The organism is Roseococcus sp. SDR (assembly GCF_019083995.1).
Classification (GTDB): domain Bacteria; phylum Pseudomonadota; class Alphaproteobacteria; order Acetobacterales; family Acetobacteraceae; genus Roseococcus.
Genome location: NZ_JAHRCU010000016.1, coordinates 100,788 through 121,780 on the forward strand (window position 1 = coordinate 100,788; position 20,993 = coordinate 121,780).

The window sequence follows — 20,993 nt, forward strand, 5'->3', positions numbered from 1 at the left end:
CATCCTGGCAGGACACCGCCCCAGCCGTTACTTCCTCAATACCCCAGCACGCAGCCATCCTTGCGGGGATCGCTGCCGCCGATGAGCACGCCGCGCTCATGGTCCATGTAGATGGCCTGGCCACCGCCATGCGGCTTCGCGATCGGCTCGCAGACATGGCCCAGCGCACTGAGCTTCGCGACCGTCTCGGCCGGGATGTGCCGCTCGACCTGGATCTTGCCGTCCTCGGGGAAGAGGCGCGGGGCGTCGAGTGCCGCCTGCGGGTTCATCCCGTAGTCGAACATGTTGGTCAGCAGCAGCGTCTGGCCCATCGGCTGGAAATGCCCGCCCATCACGCCGAAGGGCATGACCGCGCGACCATTCTTCATCGCCATGCCGGGGATGATCGTATGCATCGGGCGCTTGCCCGGCGCGATGCAGTTCGGGTGCCCCTCCTGCATGCGGAAGCCGAAGCCGCGATTCTGCAGCATGACGCCCGAGCCTTCGGCCAGGATGCCCGAGCCGAAGCTCTTGAAGAGCGAGTTGATGAAGGAGCAGGCATTGCCCTCCTCATCCACCACGCACAGGTACACCGTGTCCTTGTGCTTGGGCATCAGCGTGTCGGACCAGGGCAGCTCGCCCATCGCCTTCGCGTCGCTGATGTTCTTCGCCATGCCGTGCAGATAGGCGTCGGAGAGCAGCGTCTCGACCGGCACCTCCACCTTGGCCGGGTCGGCGATCCAGGTGTCGCGGTCGCGATAGGCGAGGCGCGCGGCCTCGATGTGGCGGTGCAGGCGCTCGGCCGACATGGGGCCCGCTTCCGGCGCCTTGAAGGTCTCGAGCATGCCGAGGATCATGAGCGTCACGATGCCAGAGCCGTTCGGCGGGCACTCGTAGATCTCCATGTCCTTCCAGGCGCGCTTGATCGGCTCGACGAATTCGGCGCCGCGCAGGGCGTTGGCGAAATCCTCCTCCGTCTGCATGCCGCCCAGCGCGTTGAGGCTCTTCACGATGTCGGCCGCGACCTCGCCCTCATAGAAGCCGCGCGCGCCCTTGGCGGCGATGGCGCGCAGCGTCTTCGCCAGCGCCGGGAAGCGCATCGTGTCGCCTTCCAGCGGGGCAGCGCCGTTCTTGAGGTAGTGGCGGGAGGAGGCCTCATTGGCGGCGAGTTTGCCCTTGGCATCGGCCCAGTCCGCCGCCACGCGCTCCAGCACGGGGAAGCCTTCCTCCGCGAAGCGGATGGCCGGCTGCAACAGCACGTCCAGGCCCTTGCGGCCATGCGCCGCGTTCAGCGCCTCCCAGGCGGAGACGGCCCCCGGGACGGTCACCACATGCGGGCTGGTGTCCACCAGCGAGGTCACGCCCGCCGCATGCAGCTTCTCCATCGAGTAGTTCTGGCCCGCCCGGCCCGAGCCGTTGATGGCATAGACCTTCCCGGTGCCCGCCGGGCTGTAGAGGCAGAAGCAGTCGCCGCCGATGCCCGTGCTCTGCGGCTCGATCACGCCCAGCACCGCGACGGCCGCAATGGCCGCATCCATGGCATTGCCGCCCGACCGGAGGATGTCGAGCGCGGCCAGCGTCGCCGCCGGCATGGAGGTGGCGGCCATCCCGCGCGCCGCGATGACGGGGCTGCGGCCGGGGGCGTGTAAGTCGCGCATCGGGGAGATTTCCTCAAAAAGGCAGAACGTTTCGTGCCTATTCTGGCCGAAGCGGGGCTCTCAGGGAACCCGGCCCCCTCTCGCCTCCCGGGCGGAAATGGGATAGCGCGCGGCGATGGAGACGATCACCTACCCCGATTTCAAGAAGGTCGACATTCGCGTCGGCACCATCGTGGAGGCGAAGCCCTTCCCCGAGGCGAGGAAGCCAGCCATCCAGCTCTGGGTGGATTTCGGCGGCGCGCTCGGCGTGAAGAAGAGCTCGGCGCAGATCACGGTGCATTACTCGCCGGACCGTCTGATCGGCCGGCAAGTGGTGGCCGTGGTGAATTTCCCGCCGCGCCAGATCGGCCCCTTCATGAGCGAGGTGCTGGTGCTGGGCGTGCCGGACGAGAATGGCGCGGTCGTCCTGCTCAAGCCCGATCTGCACGTGCCCGATGGCGGAAGGATGTTCTGATGGCGCAGCGCTATTTCACCGTCACCTGGGACCAGCTGCACCGCGACAGCAAGGCGCTGGCCTGGCGCCTGCTCGAGCTCGGCCCGTGGAAGGGCGTGGTGGCCATCACCCGCGGCGGGCTGATCCCGGCCGCCATCATCGCGCGCGAGCTGGAATGCCGGATCATCGAGACGGTCAGCATCGTCACCTATGACGAGGAAAAGAAAGGCGAGCCGCAGGTGAAGAAGCCGCCTGCCGCGGCGGGCGACGGCGCGGGCTGGCTCATCATCGATGACCTGGTGGACACCGGCACCACGGCCAAGGTGGTGCGCGCCATGCTGCCCAGGGCCCATTTCGCGACGATCTACGCCAAGCCCGCCGGCAAGCCGCTGGTGGACACCTTCGTGACCGAGGTGAGCCAGGACACCTGGATCCTCTTCCCCTGGGACACGGAAGCGCAGTTCATCCCGCCCATCGCCAAGGGCCAGGTCGCGAAATAGGCCCTATTCCACCCGGCTGAGCGCCTCGCCCAGCCGGATCACGCCGCCCTCGATGACGCGCGCGGTGATGCCGCCATGGCCGCGCACGGCGTTGTAGCCGCCGGGGCCCAGCACCTCCTCCATGCGGGAACAGGGGTGGCATTCGCCGCTGTATTCCAGCAGGGCGGCGCCGAGCCGGAAGCGGCGGCCCTTCAGGGCGAGCAGGTTCACGCCCTCGATGACGAGGTTGCGGCGCAGCGGCTCCGGCGGAAGGGGCGCGCGGCCCAGGAAGGCACCGATGGCGGCGAGGTGCGCGGCCGCGATGAGCGTCACCTGCCGCCCGCCCGTGGCCGCGCCTTTCCAGCGATCGCCCTCCAGGCCCTGGCCGGGGGCCAGCATCGCCGTCTCGACCGCCCGCACGGGCGCGCGCCGCGCCGGGCGCAAGCCGATCCAGGCGAGGCGGCCAGGGGCCATGGGCGCATCGAGCAGCCGAGCCATGAGGGAGTCGGGCGGGGGACGCATGCCGCCACCTTACCCGCGCGGCATGCCGTTTGCTCCCCCTCGCGGCGAATGCCCCAGCGTCCCGCTCGGATAAACCGGATGGCGCGCGGGGCAGGCAACGCCGCCTTCAGGAGCCTGAATTTGATGCAACGTCGCCTTTTCCTCGCCGCCCCGGCCCTGCTCGCCGCAGCCGCAGCCCAGGCCCAGACGGCCGCCTGGCCCAACCGCCAGTCCATCCGCTTCGTAGCCGGCTTCCCGGCGGGCGGTCTCGCGGACGCCATCGGGCGCCTTTACGCCGCGCCGCTCGGCGAGGCGCTCGGCACCTCCGTCGTTGTCGAGAACCGCACCGGCGCCTCGGGCACGCTGGGCGCCGATGTGGTCGCCAAGGCAGCGCCGGATGGGTTCACGCTCGCCGTCTCGCACGCCATTCCCTTCGGCTTCGCGCCGGGCGTGCTGCCCAGCATGCCCTATGACCCGGTGGCCGATTTCACCCATCTCGCCCTGCTGGCCGAGGCGCCGACCGTGACCGTCGTGCTCGGCCGCTCGCCCTTCACCAGCATGGCGCAGCTGCTCGAGGCGGCGCGCACGCGCCCCGTGCGCTACGGTTCCTCGGGCGTGGGCTCGGCCGAGCACATCACGGGCGCCGTGGTGGCGCGGGCCGCGCGGGCGACGCAGCTGGATCACATCCCCTATCGCGGCACGGCGCCGGCGCTGCAGGACCTCATGGCCGGGCAGATCGACTGCCTGAACGCGCCCATCACCACGCTGGTCGGCCAGCTGCGCGACGGTTCGCTGCGCATGCTCGCCACCTCCTCCGAGGCGCGGGTTCCGGGCTTCCCCGATGTGCCGACGCTGGCCGAGTTGGGCTATGGCCAGGCGACGCACACGCAATGGATCGGCATCAGCGCGCCGCGCGGCCTGCCGACTGCCATCGCCGAGCGCATCATCGCCGCCGTGCCGCCGATCGCCGCGACACCCGCCATCCAGGCGCGGCTCGCGGAATTCGCCTCCACGCCGCGCAGCCCGGCCCTCTACGGCGCGGACTTCACGCGCTTCGTGGCGGGCTTCCGCGACCACTGGGTGGCCATGGCCCGCGCCGAGGGAATCGTCGCGGCCTGATAGCCAAAGATCCGAGCGTGCGAGAGGGCAGCGCCCTCTCGCATTCACTCCGCGACAAAGGCCTGCGTCCGCACCAGCCGGGCGTAGAGCCCGTCCATCGCCATCAGCTCGGCATGCGTGCCCTGCTCGATGGCGCGGCCTTCCTCCATCACCACGATGCGGTCCGCCTTCTGCACGGTGGCCAAGCGGTGCGCGATGACGAGCGTCGTGCGGCCGGCGCGCAGCGTCTCGAGGGCCGCCTGCACCGCGGCTTCATTCTCGGCGTCCAGCGCGCTGGTCGCCTCGTCCAGCAGCAGGACGCGCGGGTTGCGCAACAGGGCGCGGGCCAGGCTGACCCGCTGGCGCTGCCCGCCGGAAAGCCGGCCGCCCGAGGGGCCGAGCGGCGTGTCGTAGCCCTGCGGCAGCGCCGCGATGAAGCCGTGCGCCTGGGCGGCGCGCGCGGCTTCTTCCACCTCCGCCCGCGTCGCACCCGGGCGGCCGCAGGCGATATTGGCGAAGGCCGTGTCGTCGAAGAGCACCGCCTCCTGCCCCACATAGGCGATGGCGTCGCGCAGCGAGGCAATCTTCAGCGCGCGCAGATCGGTGCCGTCCAGCGTGATGCGCCCGCCCGTCGCGTCGAAGAGGCGCGGCAGCAGGGTGATGGCCGTGGATTTGCCCGCGCCCGAGGGGCCGACCAGGGCCACCGTCTGGCCGGGCTCAGCGGTGAAGCTCAGCTCCGTGATGGCGCTCGCCGCGCTGCCGGCGTAGCGGAAGGCCACGCGGTCGAAGACCACTTCGCCCTTGCCGGCGGGCAGCGCCACGGCGTCCGGCGCCTCGGTGATGTGGCGCTTCTCATCCATGATGGAAAACACGCGCGCGAGGCCGGCCAGGCCCTCCTGCAGGGCCGCGTTCAGCGAGCCCAGCGAGCGCACCGGCCGCGCGGCGATCAGCACCGCGGCGACGAAGCCGGTGAATTCGCCCACCGTGCCCATGCCGCTGGAGACGCGCCAGCCCACGAAGCCCAGCACCAGCGCCACGGTCAGGCCGCCCAGGACCTCCAGGATCGGATCCACGCGCGCGCGGGTCGAGGTGATGCGGTAGAGGCTTGCGCGCAGCTCGGCGAAGGCCTTCTGCGCGCGGCTCTCCTCTTGGCCTTCCAGGCGATAGGTGCGGACCACGCGGGCGGCGGCGAAGCTCTCGTTCAGCAGCGCGTTCGTCTCGCCCACGCGGTCCTGCATGCCGGAGGAGGCGCGGCGGATGCGCTTGCCGAGCGTGATGATGGGCCAGGCCGCGATGGGGTAGAGCAGCGCCGCCATCAGCGCCAATTCCCAGTCGAGCCAGATCATGGAGGCGACCAGGCCCATGATGGTCAGCACATCGCCCATGCCGTTCACGCTGCGCGTCAGCGCCTCGCGGATCTGCGTCGCATCCGTGGTGAAGCGGCTGGCGTGGCGCGCCGGCGCCTCTGCCGCCACCGTCGCGTAATCGGCGCGGGTCAGCGCCACGAAGAGGCTGTTCTGCAGATGCTCGATGCTGCGCAGCACGGCGCCCTGCATGGTGATCTGCTGCAGATACATGAAGCCGCCGCGCAGCGTCGTCACCAGGATGATGAGCGGCGGCAGCATCCAAAGCACGCTGGTGTCGCCCTGGCCGAACTTGTCGAAGCTCTGCTGGATGATGATGGGATAGAGCGCGGTGATGCCCGCAAGGCCGATGGTGAAGAGCACGGCCAGCGCCAGGCGCTTCTTCTGCTCGAACAGATGCTCCCGCCAGAAGCGGCGGATCAGCGGGAGGGAGGCGGCGGGCTTGCTCATGGGGCGACCCGCTATCAGGAAGTCTCCCCGAGGGCCAGTTGGCGGAGCTGCTCCAGGCAGGCGGCGTGATCGGCCTTGGCGCCGCCCTCCAGCCACCAATCGCGAACGGCGCCGAGCAGCGCGCCGATGCGCGGGCCATGCGGCAGGCCAAGCGCCAGGGCATCGCGCCCCTGCAGGGGGAACGCCGGGCCAAGGCGGGGGGGCATGGCCTCGAGCAGGCCCGCGTAGTCGGCGTCCGGATGGGTGGCGGCCGCCACCAGCAGGATTTCGCCCGGCAGGGCGGCCTCGCTGCGGATGCGGGCGCGGGCGGCGAAGCGGCGCAGAGCGTCGGCGTCACGCTCCGCCGGGGCCGGCGCGTCGGCGATGGCATGAAGCGCACGCAGCCGTGCCGCCTCCTCGCCTGAAAGGCGCAGCCGGCTGGCGAGCGCGGTGATGTCGGTGCCGACCGGCAGCAGGATGGCGACGCGGAGGATCACATCAGAAATGCCACGCGCCTGGGCGAAATCGAGCCGCGCAGCCTCCCCCGCCTCGGGCAGCACGGCGGGCAGCACGCCGGTCGCGGCCATCAGGCGCAGCGCCTCGCGCGGGTCGGGCGCCGCCATCAGCCGCTTGATCTCGCTCCAGACCCGCTCGGCCGAAAGGCGCGCGAGGCCGGGAACGGCGGCACGGATGGCGCGCACCGCCTCGGCATCGGGCACTGGGCCCCCATAGCGCGCCTGGAAGCGGAAGAAGCGCAGTGCGCGGAGATAATCCTCGCGCAGGCGCTGGTCGGCCTCGCCGACGAAGCGCACGCGCCGCGCGGCAAGGTCCGCCTGGCCGCCGAAGGGGTCGTGCAGCACGCCATCGCCGCCCATGGACATGGCGTTGATGGTGAAGTCTCGGCGTGCCGCATCCTCATTCCAGTCGGTGGTCCATTCGACCTCGGCGTGGCGGCCATCCGTGGTGACGTCGCGCCGCAGGGACGTCACCTCGATGGGCTTGCCGCCCAGAACCGCCGTCACCGTGCCGTGCTTCAGCCCCGTCTCAAAGACGCGGAAGCCAGCATCGGCGAGCCGTTCGGCGATCACCTCCGGCGGAAAGGGGGCCGCCATGTCGAGGTCATGCACCGGCAGCCCGGCCAACTCGTCCCGCACACAGCCGCCCACGGCGCGGGCGCCGGGCAGCGCCGCGAAGACGCGCTGCGGCCCCTCGGCCCGGAGATAGGCGGGCAGGTTCATCGGGAGACGCCCTCCCCAGGCGTGATCACGCCGCCCTCGATCCGCGCGGGCACATAGCGCTCGCCACGCTCGAAGCTGCGCGAGAGGCCGTAGTAGATGGCCCCCGCCACACCGCAGACGACGCCGATGGCGGCCAGCACGACGATCCGGCGCGAGGGCTCATGCCCCGGCTTGCGGCCCGCAACCCTCCACCAGAGCAGGTAGGCCAGGAAGGGCAGCGCAAAGAGGGAGAACTCCAGCAGAACGGCCATCAGGCCTCCCGCAGGCCGCGCGCCAGATTGACCAGGATGGTGGCCGTGGCGCCCCAGATGAAATGTTCGCCATGCGGCCAGACCCAGTATTCGCGCATGCGCCCCTTCCACTCCTTGCGCTCGCGCCGGGGGGCGTCCGGGTCGAGCAGGGTGGCCAGCGGGAATTCGAAGGCGAGCGCCACCTCGGCCGGATCGGGCGTCAGGGTGAAGCCCGGCTCGATCAGGCCGATGACGGGCGTAATCTCATAGCCGGTACCGGTGCGGTGCCGCGGCATGCGGCCGGCGAGCTGCGGCAGGCTCGGATCCAGGCCGATCTCCTCGGCGCTTTCGCGCAAAGCCGCCGCCTCGGGCGTCTCGCCGGCCTCGATGCGGCCACCGGGGAAGCTCACCTGGCCCGCATGGTTGTTCAGATGCGCGGCGCGGCGCGTCAGCAGCACCGAGGGCGCGTCGTCATGCAGGATGAGGGGAACCAGCACGGCCGCCGGCTTGATCGCGCTCACCCCCGGCAGCACGCCGTCATCGCTGGTGGTGGGCGGCAGGGAATCGAGGAAACCGGGATGGCTCAGCCGCGCGCGGAGCGAGGCCGCGTTCACTCCGCCGCCAGCACGGGGTCGGCCACCGCCTCGTCGATCGGGAAGAAGACGCCCTCGCTCCAGACGCCCATGAGCTCGCGCCCATCCACCGTCTCGGTCACGGCGAGTGCCACCATCTCATAGAAGACGGCGCGGTTGATCTTCGCCTCGAGTCCCGGGCGCACCATGATGTAGGGCCGCGGCTCGCGCGTGCGGGGGCAGAGCTGCACGCGGATCGGGTGATCGGCATTGGCCGGCACCACCTCGTCGCAATTGGTGCGGAAGCTCAGGCATTGGCGGACGGCGCCGCCGCATTCGCAATCGCGCCAGACCATCTCGACGGCGATGAAGGGGGCATCCTCCACCTCGATGCGCCCGCGTTCCACGGGCGTCTCCAGCATGTAGCTGCCGTCTTCCTCGCGCTTGAGAACGCTCGCGAAAAGGCAGACCAGCTCCTTCCGGCCGATCGGGCTGCCCTTGTAGTACCAGGTGCCGTCGCGCGCGATCCGCATGTCCAGGTTGCCACAGTCGCGCTTCGCGCCGGCGGGTGGTCGCTGTGGGGCATCGCAAGACGTATTGCTCACGGAATCATCACTCCGGCGCGCCCATTCGGGGGCGGGTGTCATTTTCGATGCTTTGATCCGGCGATGGGGCGGCATAGTCTTCCCTGGCGATCCACCGTGTGGTTCGGCGATGACACCCAGCGCAGCATCGCCCCCCGCACCTCGTCAATATGGGAAGAGCAACCACATGGGTGAAGTGGCAGACAGCAATTCGTTGATGATGGAGATCGAATCCCTGGGTGCGCGCCTGCAAAAGGCGAGGGCATCCATCGGCCGGGTGATCTTCGGGCAGGAGGAGGTGGTGGACCAGGTCCTCATCACCCTGCTCTCCGGCGGGCATGTGCTGCTGGTGGGCGTGCCCGGCCTTGGCAAGACGAAGCTGGTGCAGACCCTGGGCACGGTGATGGGCCTCGATGAGCGCCGCGTGCAGTTCACCCCGGACCTCATGCCGGCCGATATCCTGGGCAGCGAGGTGCTGGAGGAAGGGGCGGATGGCAAGCGCGCCTTCCGCTTCCTGCCCGGCCCCGTCTTCTGCCAGTTGCTGATGGCCGACGAGATCAACCGCGCCTCGCCCCGCACCCAATCCGCGCTGCTGCAGGCCATGCAGGAGCACAAGGTGGCGATCGGCGGGCAGGTCATGGCGCTCCCCGAGCCCTTCCATGTGCTCGCGACCCAGAACCCGATCGAGCAGGAGGGCACCTACCCCCTGCCGGAAGCCCAGCTCGACCGCTTCCTGCTGGAGGTCGAGGTGGACTACCCGAGCGAGGAGGCCGAGCGCGCCATGCTGCTGGCCACCACCGGCGCCAGCGAGGCGCGGGCCACGCCGGCCATGACGGCGCAGGAGCTGATCGCCGCCCAGCAGCTCATCCGCCGGATTCCGGTGGGCGAACAGGTGGTGGATGCCATCATGAAGCTGGTGCGCGGGGCGCGGCCCAGCGCGGATGGCCTGCCCAGCGTGCGGGAGAACCTGGCCTGGGGGCCCGGCCCGCGCGCTGCCCAAGCGCTGATGCTGGCCACCCGCGCCCGCGCTGTGCTCGATGGCCGCCTCTCGCCGAGCCTGGATGACGTGCTGGCGCTGGCGGCCCCCGTCCTGCGGCACCGCATGGCGCTCTCCTTCGCCGCGCGTGCCGATGGCGTGAAGCTCGCCGATGTGATCGCCGAGCTGAAGGCCAGCCTTGGCTGAGGCGGCCACACCCGCCCGCGCAGAAGCGGCCGCCGCCCGGCTGCCGCCCCTGGTTGTCGCGGCCGAGCGGATCGCCGCCACGGTGATGCAGGGCGTGCATGGACGGCGCCGTTCCGGCCACGGTGACGCCTTCTGGCAGTTCCGTCCCTACACGGCGGGCGATGCGGCCTCCAGCGTGGATTGGCGGCAAAGTGCCAAGGCCGACCGCCTCTTCGTGCGGGAGACGGAGTGGGAGGCCGCGCAGACCGTCCTGCTCTGGCGCGACCCCTCGGCTTCCATGCAATGGCGCTCCGGCCGTGACCTGGAGACCAAGGCGGACCGCGCAGACCTGCTGCTTCTGGCGCTCGCCTCCCTGTTGCTGCGTGGCGGCGAGCGGGTGCGGCTGGTGCAAGGCGATCGCCGCGCCTTCATGGGCCGCGCCGCCCTGCCGGCGCTGGCCATGGCGCTGCTGCGCGGCAAGGCGGAGGAACAGCCTGACCTCTCCGTGCCGCGCCATGCGCGCCTCGTCATGATCGGGGATTTCCTGCAGCCCATCCCCGAGATCCAGGCGGCGCTCTCCAGCTTCGCGGCGCGGCCGGTGCGCGGCCAGATGCTGCAGGTGATGGACCCGGCCGAGGAGACCCTGCCCTATGCCGGCCGCATCCGCTTCGACGGGCTGGAGGGCGAGGCGCCGCTTCTGATCCCCCGCGTCGAAACCATCCGCCCGCTCTATGCCGAGCGTCTCGCGGCGCATCGTGCCGGCATCGCCACCATGGCGCGCGCCGCCGGCTGGGGCTTCTCGACGCACCGCACCGATCACCCGCCGCATGCCGCGCTGCTGGCGCTGTGGCTGGCGCTGGCCCCGCAATGATCAGCTTCGCCGCCCCCTGGCTGCTCCTGGCGCTGCCGGCCCTGCCGCTGCTCTGGTGGCTGCTGCGCGTGACGCCTCCGCAGCCACGCCGGATGGATTTCCCGGCGGCCATGCTGCTGCGCGATCTCCCGCTGGCCGAGGAAACCCCCGCCCGCACGCCCTGGTGGGTGCTGCTGATGCGCATCCTGGCCGCCGCCCTGCTCATCCTGGGCCTCGCACGCCCCGTCCTCGGGCCGGGCGGCGATGCCGGGGGCGCCGGCACGCTGCTGCTGGTGGTGGATGATGGCTGGGCCTCCGGCCCCGACTGGCCGCTGCGCATCGCCATCGCCCAGGCGGAATTGGACCGCGCCGGGCGCGAGGGAAGGCCCGCCGCGCTGCTGACCACCGCGCCCGGCGAAGGCGCAGCCCCACCCCGCGTCATCGGCCCCATGCCGGCCGGCGACCTCGCCCCACGTCTCGCCGCGCTCCGCCCGCGCGCCTGGCCGCCCGAGCGCGCGGCGGCGCTGGCCGCCCTCGAAGCCTGGACGCGCAATGAGCCAGGGCGCTTCTCTGCCCTCTATCTCTCGGACGGCCTCGCCCATCACGATGGCGTGGCAGCGGAGGCGCTGATGGCACGCCTCGGCCCCAACCTCACCCTCGCCCGCGCCGAGGAGCGGCCGGTGCGTCTGCTCACCCCGCCCCGCGCCGAGGGCGACCGGCTGATCGCCACGCTGCGCCAATCCCCCGTGCTGCTCCCCGGCGAGGCGAATCTCATCGCGCGCGCCCAGGATGGCCGGGCCCTCGCCCGCGCCAGCTTCGCGCTCGGCGCTGGCGCCACCGAGGCCCAGGCCGTGCTGGAACTGCCCACCGAAATCCGCAACCGCGTCCATCGCCTCGACCTCGCCGAGGAGAACGGGCCTGGCGCCGTGGTCCTGCTGGATGAACGCTTTCGCCGCCGCCCCGTGGGCCTGCTGCCCGGCGCCGAGCAAGGGGCAGACGCGCCCCTGATCGGCGACCTCTTCTACCTCGAGCGCGCGCTCAACCCCTTCGCCGAATTGCGCCGCGGCGATGTGGAGCGGCTGCTGGCGCGGCCCATCTCCGTTCTCATCCTGGCTGACCGGCCCGTCGCGGATGGCCCGGAACTCGCCGCCCTCACCCGCTTCGTGCAGCAGGGCGGCCTGCTGATCCGCTTCGCGGGAGCGCGCCTCGCCGAGCGGCCGGACCCGCTGCTGCCCGTGCAGCTCCGCGCTGAGCGGCAATTGGGCGGCTCCCTCTCCTGGGAGCAGCCGCAGCGGCTCGCCCCCTTCCCCGAGGGCTCGCCCTTCGCCGGCCTCGCCGTGCCGGCCGAGGTCACCGTCGAGCGTCAGGTGCTGGCCGAACCCTCGCCGCGCCTGGCCGAGCGCGTCTGGGCGCGGCTGGCCGACGGAACGCCCCTGGTGACGGCCGAGACGCGCGGCGCCGGGCGCATCGTGCTGTTCCATGTGACGGCCACCGCCGAATGGTCTGACCTGCCGCTCTCCGGCCTCTTCGTGCAGATGCTGCGTCGCCTCGTGGCGCTCTCGGGCGGCGTGGCCGGCACCGAGGGCGAGGCGATGCTGGCGCCGCTGGAGGCGCTGGACGGCTTTGGCCGCGCCGTGCCGCCGCCGCCCGGCGCCCAGCCCTTGCCCGCCGCGGGCGAGGTCGTGATCTCCGCGCGCCACCCGCCCGGCTGGTACGGCACCGCGGGCGGCGAGGGCTATCGCCGCGCCGTCAACCTGGGCGAGACCCTGCCTGCGCCCACGTTGCACGCGCAGCCACCGGCCGGCACCACGCTCCGCACCATCGCCACCATCCCGGCCGAGCGCGACCTTGGCCCCTGGCTGCTGGCGGCTGCCCTGCTGATCCTCGCGGCGGACCTGCTCGTCTCGCTGCGGCTGCGCGGCCTGCTGCTGCCGGCCCGCGCGGCCGCGCTGGCGCTCCTGCTGGTGTCCACACCCGCCTTCGCGCAGGAGCAGGATGGGCAATCCGCGCTCGTCACCCGCCTCGGCTATGTGCTGACCGGTGATGCCGCCCTGGACGAGACGGTGCGCCAAGGCTTGGTCGGCCTCTCCGACTTCGTGAATCGCCGCACCGCCGCGACGCTGGCCGAGCCCATGAGCGTGACGCCCGGCCGGGACGACCTGAGCTTCTACCCGCTGCTCTATTTCGCCGTCCGGCCCGACGCCCCCGCGCTCGACCCCGCCGCGACGGCCGCGCTGAACGGCTTCATGCGCAATGGCGGGATCATCCTCTTCGACACGCGCGACGAGGGCTCGGGCGAGGGCTTCGCGCCCGGCGCGCGCCAGGCGCTGCGGCGCGTGACGCAGGGCCTCGCCATCCCGCCGCTCATGCCCGTGCCCGAGGAGCACGTCCTGCGCCGCGCCTTCTACCTGCTGGCCGAACTGCCGGGCCGCTTCGCCGGCGGCACCGTCTGGGTCAGCCGCGAGCAGGACCGCGCGAATGACAGCGTCTCGCCCGTCGTCATCGGCGGGCATGATTGGGCGGGCGCCTGGGCGGTGGATGCGCGCGGGCAGAACCTGCATGCGGCGGTGCCGGGCGGCGCCCGCCAGCGCATCCTCGCCTATCGCTTCGGCGCCAACCTCGTGATGTACGCGCTCACCGGCAACTACAAGGGCGACCAGGTGCATGTGCCGGCCATCCTGGAAAGGCTCGGAAACTGATGTTTTCCCCACAAAATCGCTTCGCGCTTTTGCGGGGACCCCGGATGGGCGCTCCTTCTTGGGGGGCCATCGCGGGGCGCGCGGCGGAGCCGCACGCCGTCTCGGGGGGCGGAACCTTGCGAAGGCGTCCTGAGCTTGGCAGGCCTTCGCGCATGGCGAGGGGGGCTGCCGCTTGAACACCTCGCTCGCCTTCGACTTCGCACCCATCCTGCCGCTCTGGCTGCTGGGCGCCCTCGCCGCGCTCTGCCTGCTCGCGCTGCTGCCGGCGGCGCTGCGGCGCGCGCGGGGCGTGTGGTGGCGGGCGCTGGCCTTTGCCTTGATCCTCGGCGCGCTCGCCCAGCCGCGCCTCGTGGAGCAGACGCGCGAGACGCGGCCGGATATCGCGCTGCTGCTGGTGGACCGCAGCGACAGCACGCGCGCGGCCAGCACCCACGCCGCCGGCATCGAGGCTGCGCGCCGGCAGATCGAGGCGCGGATCGGCCGCATGCGCGATGTCGAACTGCGCGTGGTGGATATCCCCGAAGGCGGCAACCAGGGCACCCGCGCCTTCGCGGCGCTGGAACGCGCCCTGGCCGACATTCCGGCCGCGCGCCTCGCCGCCGTGCTGCTGCTCTCGGACGGCCAGGTGCATGACGTGCCGGCCGATGGCGCCTGGGCGCCGGGCGAGGGCGTGCCGCTGCACCTGCTGATGCCCGGCCGCGCGGGCGAGACGGATCGCCGCATCCGCCTCATCGAGGCGCCGGGCTTCGGCATCGTCGGCCGTCATGTCGAGCTGCGCCTCATCATCGAGGACCTGGGTGTGCGCGGCGGCGGCGAGGGCACGGCGCAACTCACGCTGCGCCGCGACGGCGCCGCCCCGATCACCGAAGCCGTGCCCATCGGGCGCGAGCACCGCATCACGCTCCCGATCGAACGCGCCGGCCCCTCCGTCATCGACCTCGTGGCCGAGACGCGGCCGGGCGAAGTCAGCGACGCGAACAACCGCGTCGTCGTCACGCTGAACGGCGTGCGGGACCGGCTGCGCGTGCTGCTCGTCTCGGGCGAACCGCATGCGGGTGAGCGCACCTGGCGGCGCCTGCTCAAGGCCGATCCGGGCGTGGACCTGGTGCATTTCACCATCCTCCGCCCGCCCGAGAAGGACGACCTGACGCCGTTGAACGAGCTGGCGCTGATCGCCTTCCCGGTGCGCGAACTCTTCCAGGTGAAGCTGCGCGAATTCGACCTCGTGATCTTCGACCGCTTCGCCAATCGGGGCATCCTGCCGCCGACCTACATGCGCAACATCGCGGAATATGTGCGTGCCGGCGGCGCGCTGCTGCTCTCCGTCGGACCGGAATTCGTGGGGCCCACGAGCCTGGCCGCCACACCACTCGGTGCCGTGCTGCCGGCCCGCCCGCTCAACCCGCAGCAGGCGATCATCGAGCAGGCCTATCGCCCCCGCATCAGCGGCGCGGGCGCGCGCCACCCCGTCACCGAGGGCATGCCCGGCGGCAACACCGAGACGACGGAGCCCAGCTGGGGCCGCTGGTACCGCACGATCCGGACGGAGCCGCGCGCGGGCGCCACGCTGATGGAAGGAGCAACGGGCGCGCCGCTCCTCATCCTCGACCGCGTGGGCCAGGGGCGCGTCGCGCTGATGCTGTCGGACCACATCTGGCTCTGGTCCCGCGGGCATGATGGCGGCGGGCCGCAGCAGGAGCTGCTCCGCCGCACCGCACATTGGCTCATGCGCGAACCCGAGCTGGAGGAAGAGGACCTGACCGCGCGGATCGAGGCGGGCCGCCTGCAGATCGCACGCCGCAGCCTGGACGCCGGCGCCCCACCCGAAGTCACGATCACCGCGCCTGACGGGACCACCAGCCGCGCGCCGCTCACCGCTGGCACCGGCGGTCGCGCCACCGCCGAGGCAGCGGCCGCAGCGCCCGGGCTCTGGCAGGTGAGCGACGGCCGCCGCCAGGCCTTCGCAGCCGCCATGCCGGCCAATCCACCGGAGTTCAACGATCTTCGATCGGATCCCGCGCGGCTCCAGGCGCTGGTGAACGCGACGGGAGGCGCGGCCCGCTGGGTGGGCGAAGGTGCGAGCGTGCCGGAAGTCCGTGCCGTGGCGGCCGGGCGGGATGCGCAGGGCTCTGGCTGGATCGGGCTGCGCAAGCGCGAGGATCACACCGTGACCGGAATCGCCGCCCTGCCCTTGCTGCCGCCCTGGCTGATGCTGCCCCTGCTGCTGGGGGTGGCCCTTCTCGCCTGGCGGCGCGAGGCGCGCTGAACCTTGCCCGCCCTTCACGAGGCGGCAAGCTTCATCTTGCAAGATTGCGCGCGGCGATGGAGGCTCAGCCAGCAAGCGTCAGCGCCTGCCCGCCAACAACCCTGAGGGAGCCCCTTCCATGTTTCCACGCGCCCTGGCCGTCGCGGCCGCAGCCCTCGCCATGACGGCGGGCAGCGTCGTCGCGCAGGATTTCAACCGCCGCCCGTCCTTCGGCACGCTGAACCTGAACTTCAACTTCGCGCCCGACCCCACGGTCGTGAACATCACCGCCGGCGGCACGATCCCGGCCGAGCGCATCGGTGGTCCGGGCTGTGTCGGCTCCATCGCGACACCGCCCGATGTCCGGCTGAACTACCGGGCCGGCGGTGGCTTGCCGCTCTTCATCTCGGCCACGTCGCGCAGCGATGTCACGCTCGTGATCAACCTCCCGGATGGGAAGTGGATCTGCAATGACGACTTCCGCGGCACCGATCCGGGAATCGTCTTCAACCGCCCGCAATCCGGCCAGTATGACATCTGGATCGGCCATTACGGCCGCGGCGCGGGCGTGCCGGCGCAGCTCCTGATTTCGGAAATCGCCCCGCGCTAGAATGGCGCCAAGCCAAGGGGGCTGATACAGCCCGGGGCCGGGGGCCCGCTCAGCGTTGAAGCTGGCCCCCGCCCCATCTGGAGAATCCTCATGACCGACTTCTTCACCGACGTGACGCTGGGCACGGGCCCCGAGGCCACCGCTGGGCGTCCCGTGGCGGTGCATTACACCGGCTGGCTCTATGACGCCGCCGCGCCCGAGAACAAGGGCCGCAAGTTCGACAGCTCGCGCGACCGCGGCGATGCGTTCCGCTTTCCGCTTGGCGCCGGCCATGTGATCCAGGGCTGGGATCTGGGCGTCGTCGGCATGAAGGTGGGCGGCCACCGCCGCTTGGTCCTCCCGCCCGAGCTCGGCTACGGCGCGCGCGGCGCGGGCGGCGTGATCCCGCCCAACGCCACGCTCGTCTTCGACGTGGAACTGCTCGAAGTCGGCTGAACCCCGTCCATGCGCCGCGAGATGCAACAGCTCGCGGCGCTTGTGGAGGCCGCCGCCGCCGGCGAAGCCTGGTCGGCGGAGCCGCCCGTGGCCTTTCCGGAGGACAGCGTGGTGACCGCGCGCCTCCTCGCACCCTCCCGCGATCCCCTGCCGCCCCTTCTCCTCCTCCTTGTCGGAGGGGTGGGCTTCATCCTGGGCGGCTGGCCGGTGATGCTGATGCTGCCGGCCATGGGCGCGCTGCTCCTGGGCCGAGGCCTCCGCGACGCCACCTGGCCCTGGCTGCAACGTCGCGCGGCCCGGGAACTCGCCGCCGCCCTGCCGCGGTTCCTGCAGGCCCGGCTTCAGCTCTTCGACGGCACGGCGGTGCGGCGGGGCGGGCGCATCATGGCGAGCGGAATTGCGATGATCCCGTCGGCGGATGGGGCGCGGGTTCTTGTCCTCGTTCAGGAGGGAGTCGCGGCGCGGGTGCCCTGGCCGCGGCTGCTCGGTTGGGCCTGGAAGCTTGGCGCGGAGGAAGGCTCGGGCGGCGCCGAACCACCGGTTCCCGCGGCCGAAGGGCTCTGGCTGCACATCGCGCATGATGACGCGTCGCTCTGGCATGTGGCGCTGACCGATCCCGCGATCCTCCAGGCCTGGGCCGCGCGGCTTGACGCAACGCCCGCCAAGCTGTCGGCTTCCGCCCCGACGAGGGAGAGAACGCCATGAACGCCATGGACCACAGCGCCGCCGCCACCGCCTGGCTGGGTGCCTTCGAGGCGGCGCTCGCCGCGGGCGATCTCGGCGCCGTCTTCCAACCCGATGGCCATTGGCGGGACCTGCTGGCCTTCGGCTGGGATATCCGCACCGTCTCAGGCGCCTCTGCCATCGCCCAGGCTCTCCAGGGCGCGCGGGCGGAAAACTTCCGCCTCGACCCGGCCCGCTCGCCCCCGCGCCGCGTGCAGCGGGCCGGCGTGGAGTGCCTGGAGGTGATCTTCGCCTTCGATGCGGAGCACGGCGCGGCCTCCGGCGTCGCGCGGCTGGTAGAGGGCCGGGCCTGGACGCTGCTCACCGCGCTGGAGGAGATGGCCGGGCAAGGCCAGGTCGAGCTGCCCGACTACAGCCGCGAATTCGGCGGCGAGAATTGGCTCGACAAGCGCAACCGCGCCCGCGCCTATGCCGATCACGATCCCGCCGTGCTGGTGGTGGGCGGCGGCCAGGCGGGCCTCTCCATCGCCGCCCGCCTCGGCCAGATGGGCGTGGACACGCTGATCGTGGATCGCGCCGCGCGCGTGGGCGACAATTGGCGCAAGCGCTACCACGCGCTGACGCTGCACAACGAGACCTCGGTCAATCACCTGCCCTACCTGCCCTTCCCGGACACCTGGCCGGTCTTCATCCCGAAGGACAAGCTCGCCAACTGGTTCGAGTTCTATGTCGAGGCGATGGAGCTGAACTTCTGGACCGGCACGGAGCTGGTCTCGGGCCAGCGCATGGGCGACGCCTGGGAGGTGACCCTGAAGCGCGCCGATGGTTCGACGCGCGTGATGCGCCCGCGGCACATCGTCTTCGCCACCGGCGTCAGCAGCATCCCGATCCGCCCGCGGCTGCCGGGCCTCGAGGATTTCGCCGGCACCATCATGCATTCGGGCGAGTATGTCGCGGGCCACGCCTGGAAGGGCCGGCCCGCGCTGGTGCTGGGCACCGGCAATTCCGGGCATGACGTGGCGCAGGACCTGCACGCTAGCGGCGCGCAGGTCAGCATGATCCAGCGCAGCCCGACCTATATCGTGAGCCTCGCCGAAGCGCAGCGCGTCTATTCCATCTACACGGAAGGCCTGCCGATCCGCGATTGCGACCTGCTCGCCACCGCCATGCCCTATCCGGTGCTCTGCGAGGCCTATCGCCGCGCCACGACGCATTCGCGCAAGCTTGACCAGCCCCTACTGGATTCCTTGGCCGCCGTGGGGTTCCGGCTCGACAATGGCGAAGACTCGATGGGCTTCCAGATGAAGTATCTGGAGCGCGGCGGCGGCTATTACTTCAACGTCGGCTGCTCGGACCTCATCGCGCAGCGCGAGATCGGCCTGCTGCAATACGCCGATGTGGACCGCTTCGTGGCGGATGGCCTGCGCATGAAGGATGGAAGCGTCGTACCGGCCGAACTCCTCGTGCTCGCCACCGGCTACAAGAACCAGCAGGAGACGGTGCGCGCCTATCTGGGCGATGCGGTGGCCGAGAGCATCGGCCCCGTCTGGGGCTTCGATGCGGGCGGCGAGCTGCGCAACATGTGGCGTCCCACGGCGCAGGAAGGGCTGTGGTTCACGGCCGGCAGCCTGGCGCAATGCCGGATCTACTCGAAATTCCTCGCCATGCAGATCAAGTTCCTGGAGGGGGCGCGCGAGGCCGGGCTCGTCACCAGTCGCGGCGCAGGCTGAGCACGATCTCGTTCGTGTTCTCGACGAGGCTGTGGGTCACGCGCTCCACCACATAGGTGCCGTTGTGCTGCGGGTCGATCGTGCGGGAATTGGCGATCGACATGCTCTTGTGGTCGAGGATCTGCACATGCTCGCCCACGCGCGGGATCGTGAGGAACTGCAGCTGCCCCTCCGAGAACTTCCCCCCGCCTTCCATGCGGGTCGCGTAGTTATGGCCCGAAAAGCGATACAGCACCTTGAACACGGCTCATCCTCCTGAGGGGGCCTTCGGGGGAAGCCACCCCATGCCTGACGCGGATTCGCGCCACCTCCTGGCGCGGCGACGAGATGGGCCCGATTCCCGCTCCGCGCAAGCGGCTTCCCAGCGGCCGCGCCGGGGGCCAGATTGCGCGGGACTGCCAGTTTCGGAGGCTTTGCATGTTCTACGAACCGCGCCTGGGCCATGGCCTGCCGCATGATCCCTTCAAGGCCATCGTGGCGCCGCGCCCCATCGGCTGGATCTCCACGCTGGATGCGGAGGGGCGTCCGAATCTCGCGCCCTACAGCTTCTTCAACGCGGTGCATTCCCGCCCCGCCATGCTCTGCTTCACCAGCGAGACCATGAAGCACAGCGCGGCCAATGCGATCGCGACCGGCGAGTTCGTCTTCAACCTCTGTACCCGGCCGCTCTTCGACGCGATGAACATCTCCTCCGGCGCGCTGGCCGCCGGCGAGAGCGAGTTCGAAGCAGCGGGGCTGGAGACGGCCCCCTGCCGCATCGTGAAGGCGCCGCGCGTGGCGGCCTCGCCCGCCTCGCTCGAATGCCGCGTGGCCCAATCCTTCCAGTTGAGGGATGCCTCGGGCCGCGCGCTCGAGGGGTGGATGATCATCGGCGAGGTGGTGGGCGTGCACATCGCCGAGGCCTATCTCCGCGATGGCCGCTTCGACACACTGGCGGCGGTGCCGCTCGCGCGCTGCGGCTATCGCGACTATTCCGCCGTCACCGAGATGTTCGAGGCGCTGCGCCCGACCGATGGCGGGGCCTTCGCGCCGGGGCAGCCTGATCGCTGACCCGGCTGGTTACGCCTCAGGCGGGATCGCCATTGTCGGGAACGAGGCCCGCGGCCTCGATGCCCGCCATGCAGCAGACCTCGTCCTGCGCCGAGGCATCGCCCGAAATGCCGACGGCGCCCAGCAGGATGTTCTGCGCATCGCGGACCAGCACGCCGCCCGGCACCGGCACGGCACGGCCGCCCGTGAGGTCAGACAGCGCATTGGTGAAGCCCGGCATGGCCTGGGCGCGGCGCGCCAGCTCCCGCGTGCCGAAGCCCATCGCGAGCGCGCCATAGGCCTTGCCCATGGCGATCTCGGGCCGCATCAGGCTCGCGCCATCCTCGCGCTTGGTCACCTTCACATGGCCGCCGGCATCGAGCACCACGACGCAAAGCGGCAGCAGCCCGATCTCGCGCCCCTTGGCGAGGGCGGCATCGGCGATCGCCTCGGCCTGGGCGAGGGTCAGGCCGTTCACGGCGGCGGGGTGGGCGGGCTGCGGCATGGCGCGATCCTTTGGCTCTTGTTGTGCCGCGCGGATGGCCCGTCCGGCCCGGTGCGTCAAGCGCCCGAGCGGACCAGCGGCCGCGGGTCCACCGCCTCACCGCGCCGCCGCAACTCGACATAGAGGGTGGGATTCCCGGCGCCCGGCAGGACGCCCACCGGTTCACCCGCCTGGACGCGTTGCCCGGCCGAAACATCCAGCCGCTCCATGCCCGCCAGGACGAGATGCTGCCCCTGGCCGCAATCCAGGATCACCATGCGGCCATAACTGCGGAAGGCGGCGGCGAAGGCGACGCTGCCGCCACAGGGCGCGGTGACGCGCGCGCCGGGCGAGGCGGCGAAGGTCAGGCCCTTGGCCGGCCCGCCCTCGCCCGGGCTGTTGAACCCGCGCACCAGCCGGCCGGCCACGGGCTGGGACGGCCCGGCCGAGGACGGGGGCGGTGGTTCGGGTTCAGCCGGCGGGCGGCGCGCCGCGGCCCG

At 71.5% G+C, this 20,993-nt stretch carries 22 protein-coding genes; 12 read left to right on the forward strand and 10 right to left on the reverse strand.

The genetic code is table 11. The annotated features are described in order from the left end of the window. Positions 1-35: 35 nt before the first annotated feature. Positions 36-1,637 (reverse strand): gamma-glutamyltransferase, encoded by a 1,602-nt coding sequence (gene ggt / locus KTR66_RS17610; protein ID WP_213614792.1) that lies wholly within the window; start codon positions 1,635-1,637, stop codon positions 36-38. Positions 1,638-1,752: 115 nt separating this feature from the next. On the opposite strand from ggt, the gene KTR66_RS17615 reads away from it, so the two are divergent. Together KTR66_RS17615 and gpt are read left to right on the forward strand one after the other, a co-directional pair. Further along, positions 1,753-2,091: a tRNA-binding protein gene (locus KTR66_RS17615; RefSeq protein ID WP_213614794.1), complete on the forward strand. Its 339-nt coding sequence runs from the start codon at positions 1,753-1,755 to the stop codon at positions 2,089-2,091. Next, the gene (gene gpt, locus KTR66_RS17620; protein WP_213614796.1) at positions 2,091-2,570 is read left to right on the forward strand and encodes a xanthine phosphoribosyltransferase; all 480 of its coding nucleotides are present in this window, start codon (positions 2,091-2,093) and stop codon (positions 2,568-2,570) included. Before KTR66_RS17615 ends, gpt begins: the two co-directional genes overlap by 1 nt. 3 nt (positions 2,571-2,573) lie before the next feature. Here the strand turns inward: gpt and KTR66_RS17625 are convergent, their stop codons facing one another. Then, a complete protein-coding gene (locus tag KTR66_RS17625) occupies positions 2,574-3,071 on the reverse strand; it encodes an MOSC domain-containing protein (RefSeq protein WP_213614798.1) in 498 nt (165 codons plus the stop codon). A gap of 123 nt (positions 3,072-3,194) precedes the next feature. On the opposite strand from KTR66_RS17625, the gene KTR66_RS17630 reads away from it, so the two are divergent. Then, complete coding sequence (locus tag KTR66_RS17630; protein ID WP_213614800.1) at positions 3,195-4,169, forward strand: tripartite tricarboxylate transporter substrate binding protein; 975 nt, start codon at positions 3,195-3,197, stop codon at positions 4,167-4,169. Positions 4,170-4,213: 44 nt separating this feature from the next. On the opposite strand, the gene KTR66_RS17635 is transcribed toward KTR66_RS17630, so the two are convergent. From KTR66_RS17635 to KTR66_RS17655, 5 genes are read right to left on the reverse strand one after another with little or no spacing between them, the layout of a single operon-like run. Next, positions 4,214-5,962 carry an ABC transporter ATP-binding protein gene (locus KTR66_RS17635; RefSeq protein ID WP_213614801.1) on the reverse strand — a complete coding sequence of 583 codons (1,749 nt, stop codon included), beginning with the start codon at positions 5,960-5,962 and terminating at the stop codon, positions 4,214-4,216. Between the two features lie 14 nt (positions 5,963-5,976). Then, positions 5,977-7,179, reverse strand: coding sequence for a CCA tRNA nucleotidyltransferase (locus KTR66_RS17640; RefSeq protein WP_213614803.1), 1,203 nt, complete (start codon positions 7,177-7,179; stop codon positions 5,977-5,979). Further along, entirely contained in the window at positions 7,176-7,430 is a 255-nt protein-coding gene (locus tag KTR66_RS17645) for a hypothetical protein (RefSeq protein ID WP_213614805.1), read from the reverse strand. Before KTR66_RS17645 ends, KTR66_RS17640 begins: the two co-directional genes overlap by 4 nt. Beyond that, positions 7,430-8,023: a CoA pyrophosphatase gene (locus KTR66_RS17650; protein ID WP_371819158.1), complete on the reverse strand. Its 594-nt coding sequence runs from the start codon at positions 8,021-8,023 to the stop codon at positions 7,430-7,432. The genes KTR66_RS17645 and KTR66_RS17650 overlap by 1 nt, the downstream gene beginning before the upstream one ends. Continuing rightward, a complete protein-coding gene (locus KTR66_RS17655; RefSeq protein ID WP_371819159.1) occupies positions 8,020-8,661 on the reverse strand; it encodes a DUF1285 domain-containing protein in 642 nt (213 codons plus the stop codon). The genes KTR66_RS17650 and KTR66_RS17655 overlap by 4 nt, the downstream gene beginning before the upstream one ends. A 91-nt stretch (positions 8,662-8,752) precedes the next feature. On the opposite strand from KTR66_RS17655, the gene KTR66_RS17660 reads away from it, so the two are divergent. The 8 genes from KTR66_RS17660 (at position 8,753) to KTR66_RS17695 (ending at position 18,980) form a co-directional block, all read left to right on the forward strand. Beyond that, positions 8,753-9,748 carry a MoxR family ATPase gene (locus KTR66_RS17660; RefSeq protein ID WP_213614808.1) on the forward strand — a complete coding sequence of 332 codons (996 nt, stop codon included), beginning with the start codon at positions 8,753-8,755 and terminating at the stop codon, positions 9,746-9,748. Continuing rightward, a complete protein-coding gene (locus KTR66_RS17665; protein WP_249732228.1) occupies positions 9,741-10,598 on the forward strand; it encodes a DUF58 domain-containing protein in 858 nt (285 codons plus the stop codon). Before KTR66_RS17660 ends, KTR66_RS17665 begins: the two co-directional genes overlap by 8 nt. Then, positions 10,595-13,276 carry a DUF4159 domain-containing protein gene (locus tag KTR66_RS17670; RefSeq protein WP_213614810.1) on the forward strand — a complete coding sequence of 894 codons (2,682 nt, stop codon included), beginning with the start codon at positions 10,595-10,597 and terminating at the stop codon, positions 13,274-13,276. The genes KTR66_RS17665 and KTR66_RS17670 overlap by 4 nt, the downstream gene beginning before the upstream one ends. 172 nt (positions 13,277-13,448) lie before the next feature. Further along, a complete protein-coding gene (locus tag KTR66_RS17675) occupies positions 13,449-15,542 on the forward strand; it encodes a hypothetical protein (RefSeq protein WP_213614812.1) in 2,094 nt (697 codons plus the stop codon). 118 nt (positions 15,543-15,660) lie between these two features. After that, positions 15,661-16,131 (forward strand): hypothetical protein, encoded by a 471-nt coding sequence (locus KTR66_RS17680; RefSeq protein WP_213614814.1) that lies wholly within the window; start codon positions 15,661-15,663, stop codon positions 16,129-16,131. A 90-nt stretch (positions 16,132-16,221) separates the two neighbouring features. Further along, on the forward strand, positions 16,222-16,566 hold the full coding sequence (locus KTR66_RS17685; protein ID WP_213614816.1) for an FKBP-type peptidyl-prolyl cis-trans isomerase: 345 nt from the start codon (positions 16,222-16,224) through the stop codon (positions 16,564-16,566). Positions 16,567-16,587: 21 nt separating this feature from the next. Further along, entirely contained in the window at positions 16,588-17,271 is a 684-nt protein-coding gene (locus KTR66_RS17690) for a hypothetical protein (protein ID WP_213614818.1), read from the forward strand. Next, a complete protein-coding gene (locus KTR66_RS17695; protein ID WP_213614821.1) occupies positions 17,268-18,980 on the forward strand; it encodes an NAD(P)/FAD-dependent oxidoreductase in 1,713 nt (570 codons plus the stop codon). Before KTR66_RS17690 ends, KTR66_RS17695 begins: the two co-directional genes overlap by 4 nt. On the opposite strand, the gene KTR66_RS17700 is transcribed toward KTR66_RS17695, so the two are convergent. Further along, positions 18,958-19,224: a hypothetical protein gene (locus tag KTR66_RS17700; protein WP_213614823.1), complete on the reverse strand. Its 267-nt coding sequence runs from the start codon at positions 19,222-19,224 to the stop codon at positions 18,958-18,960. The genes KTR66_RS17695 and KTR66_RS17700 overlap by 23 nt on opposite strands. Before the next feature lie 173 nt (positions 19,225-19,397). Between KTR66_RS17700 and KTR66_RS17705 the strand changes: the two genes are divergently transcribed. Then, positions 19,398-20,030 carry a flavin reductase family protein gene (locus tag KTR66_RS17705; protein ID WP_213614825.1) on the forward strand — a complete coding sequence of 211 codons (633 nt, stop codon included), beginning with the start codon at positions 19,398-19,400 and terminating at the stop codon, positions 20,028-20,030. A 16-nt stretch (positions 20,031-20,046) separates the two neighbouring features. Here KTR66_RS17705 and KTR66_RS17710 read toward each other — a convergent pair whose 3' ends face one another. Beyond that, complete coding sequence (locus KTR66_RS17710; RefSeq protein WP_213614827.1) at positions 20,047-20,514, reverse strand: heme-binding protein; 468 nt, start codon at positions 20,512-20,514, stop codon at positions 20,047-20,049. 56 nt (positions 20,515-20,570) lie between these two features. Next, the coding region (locus KTR66_RS17715; RefSeq protein ID WP_213614829.1) for a murein hydrolase activator EnvC at positions 20,571-20,993 on the reverse strand (423 nt) is incomplete at its 5' end.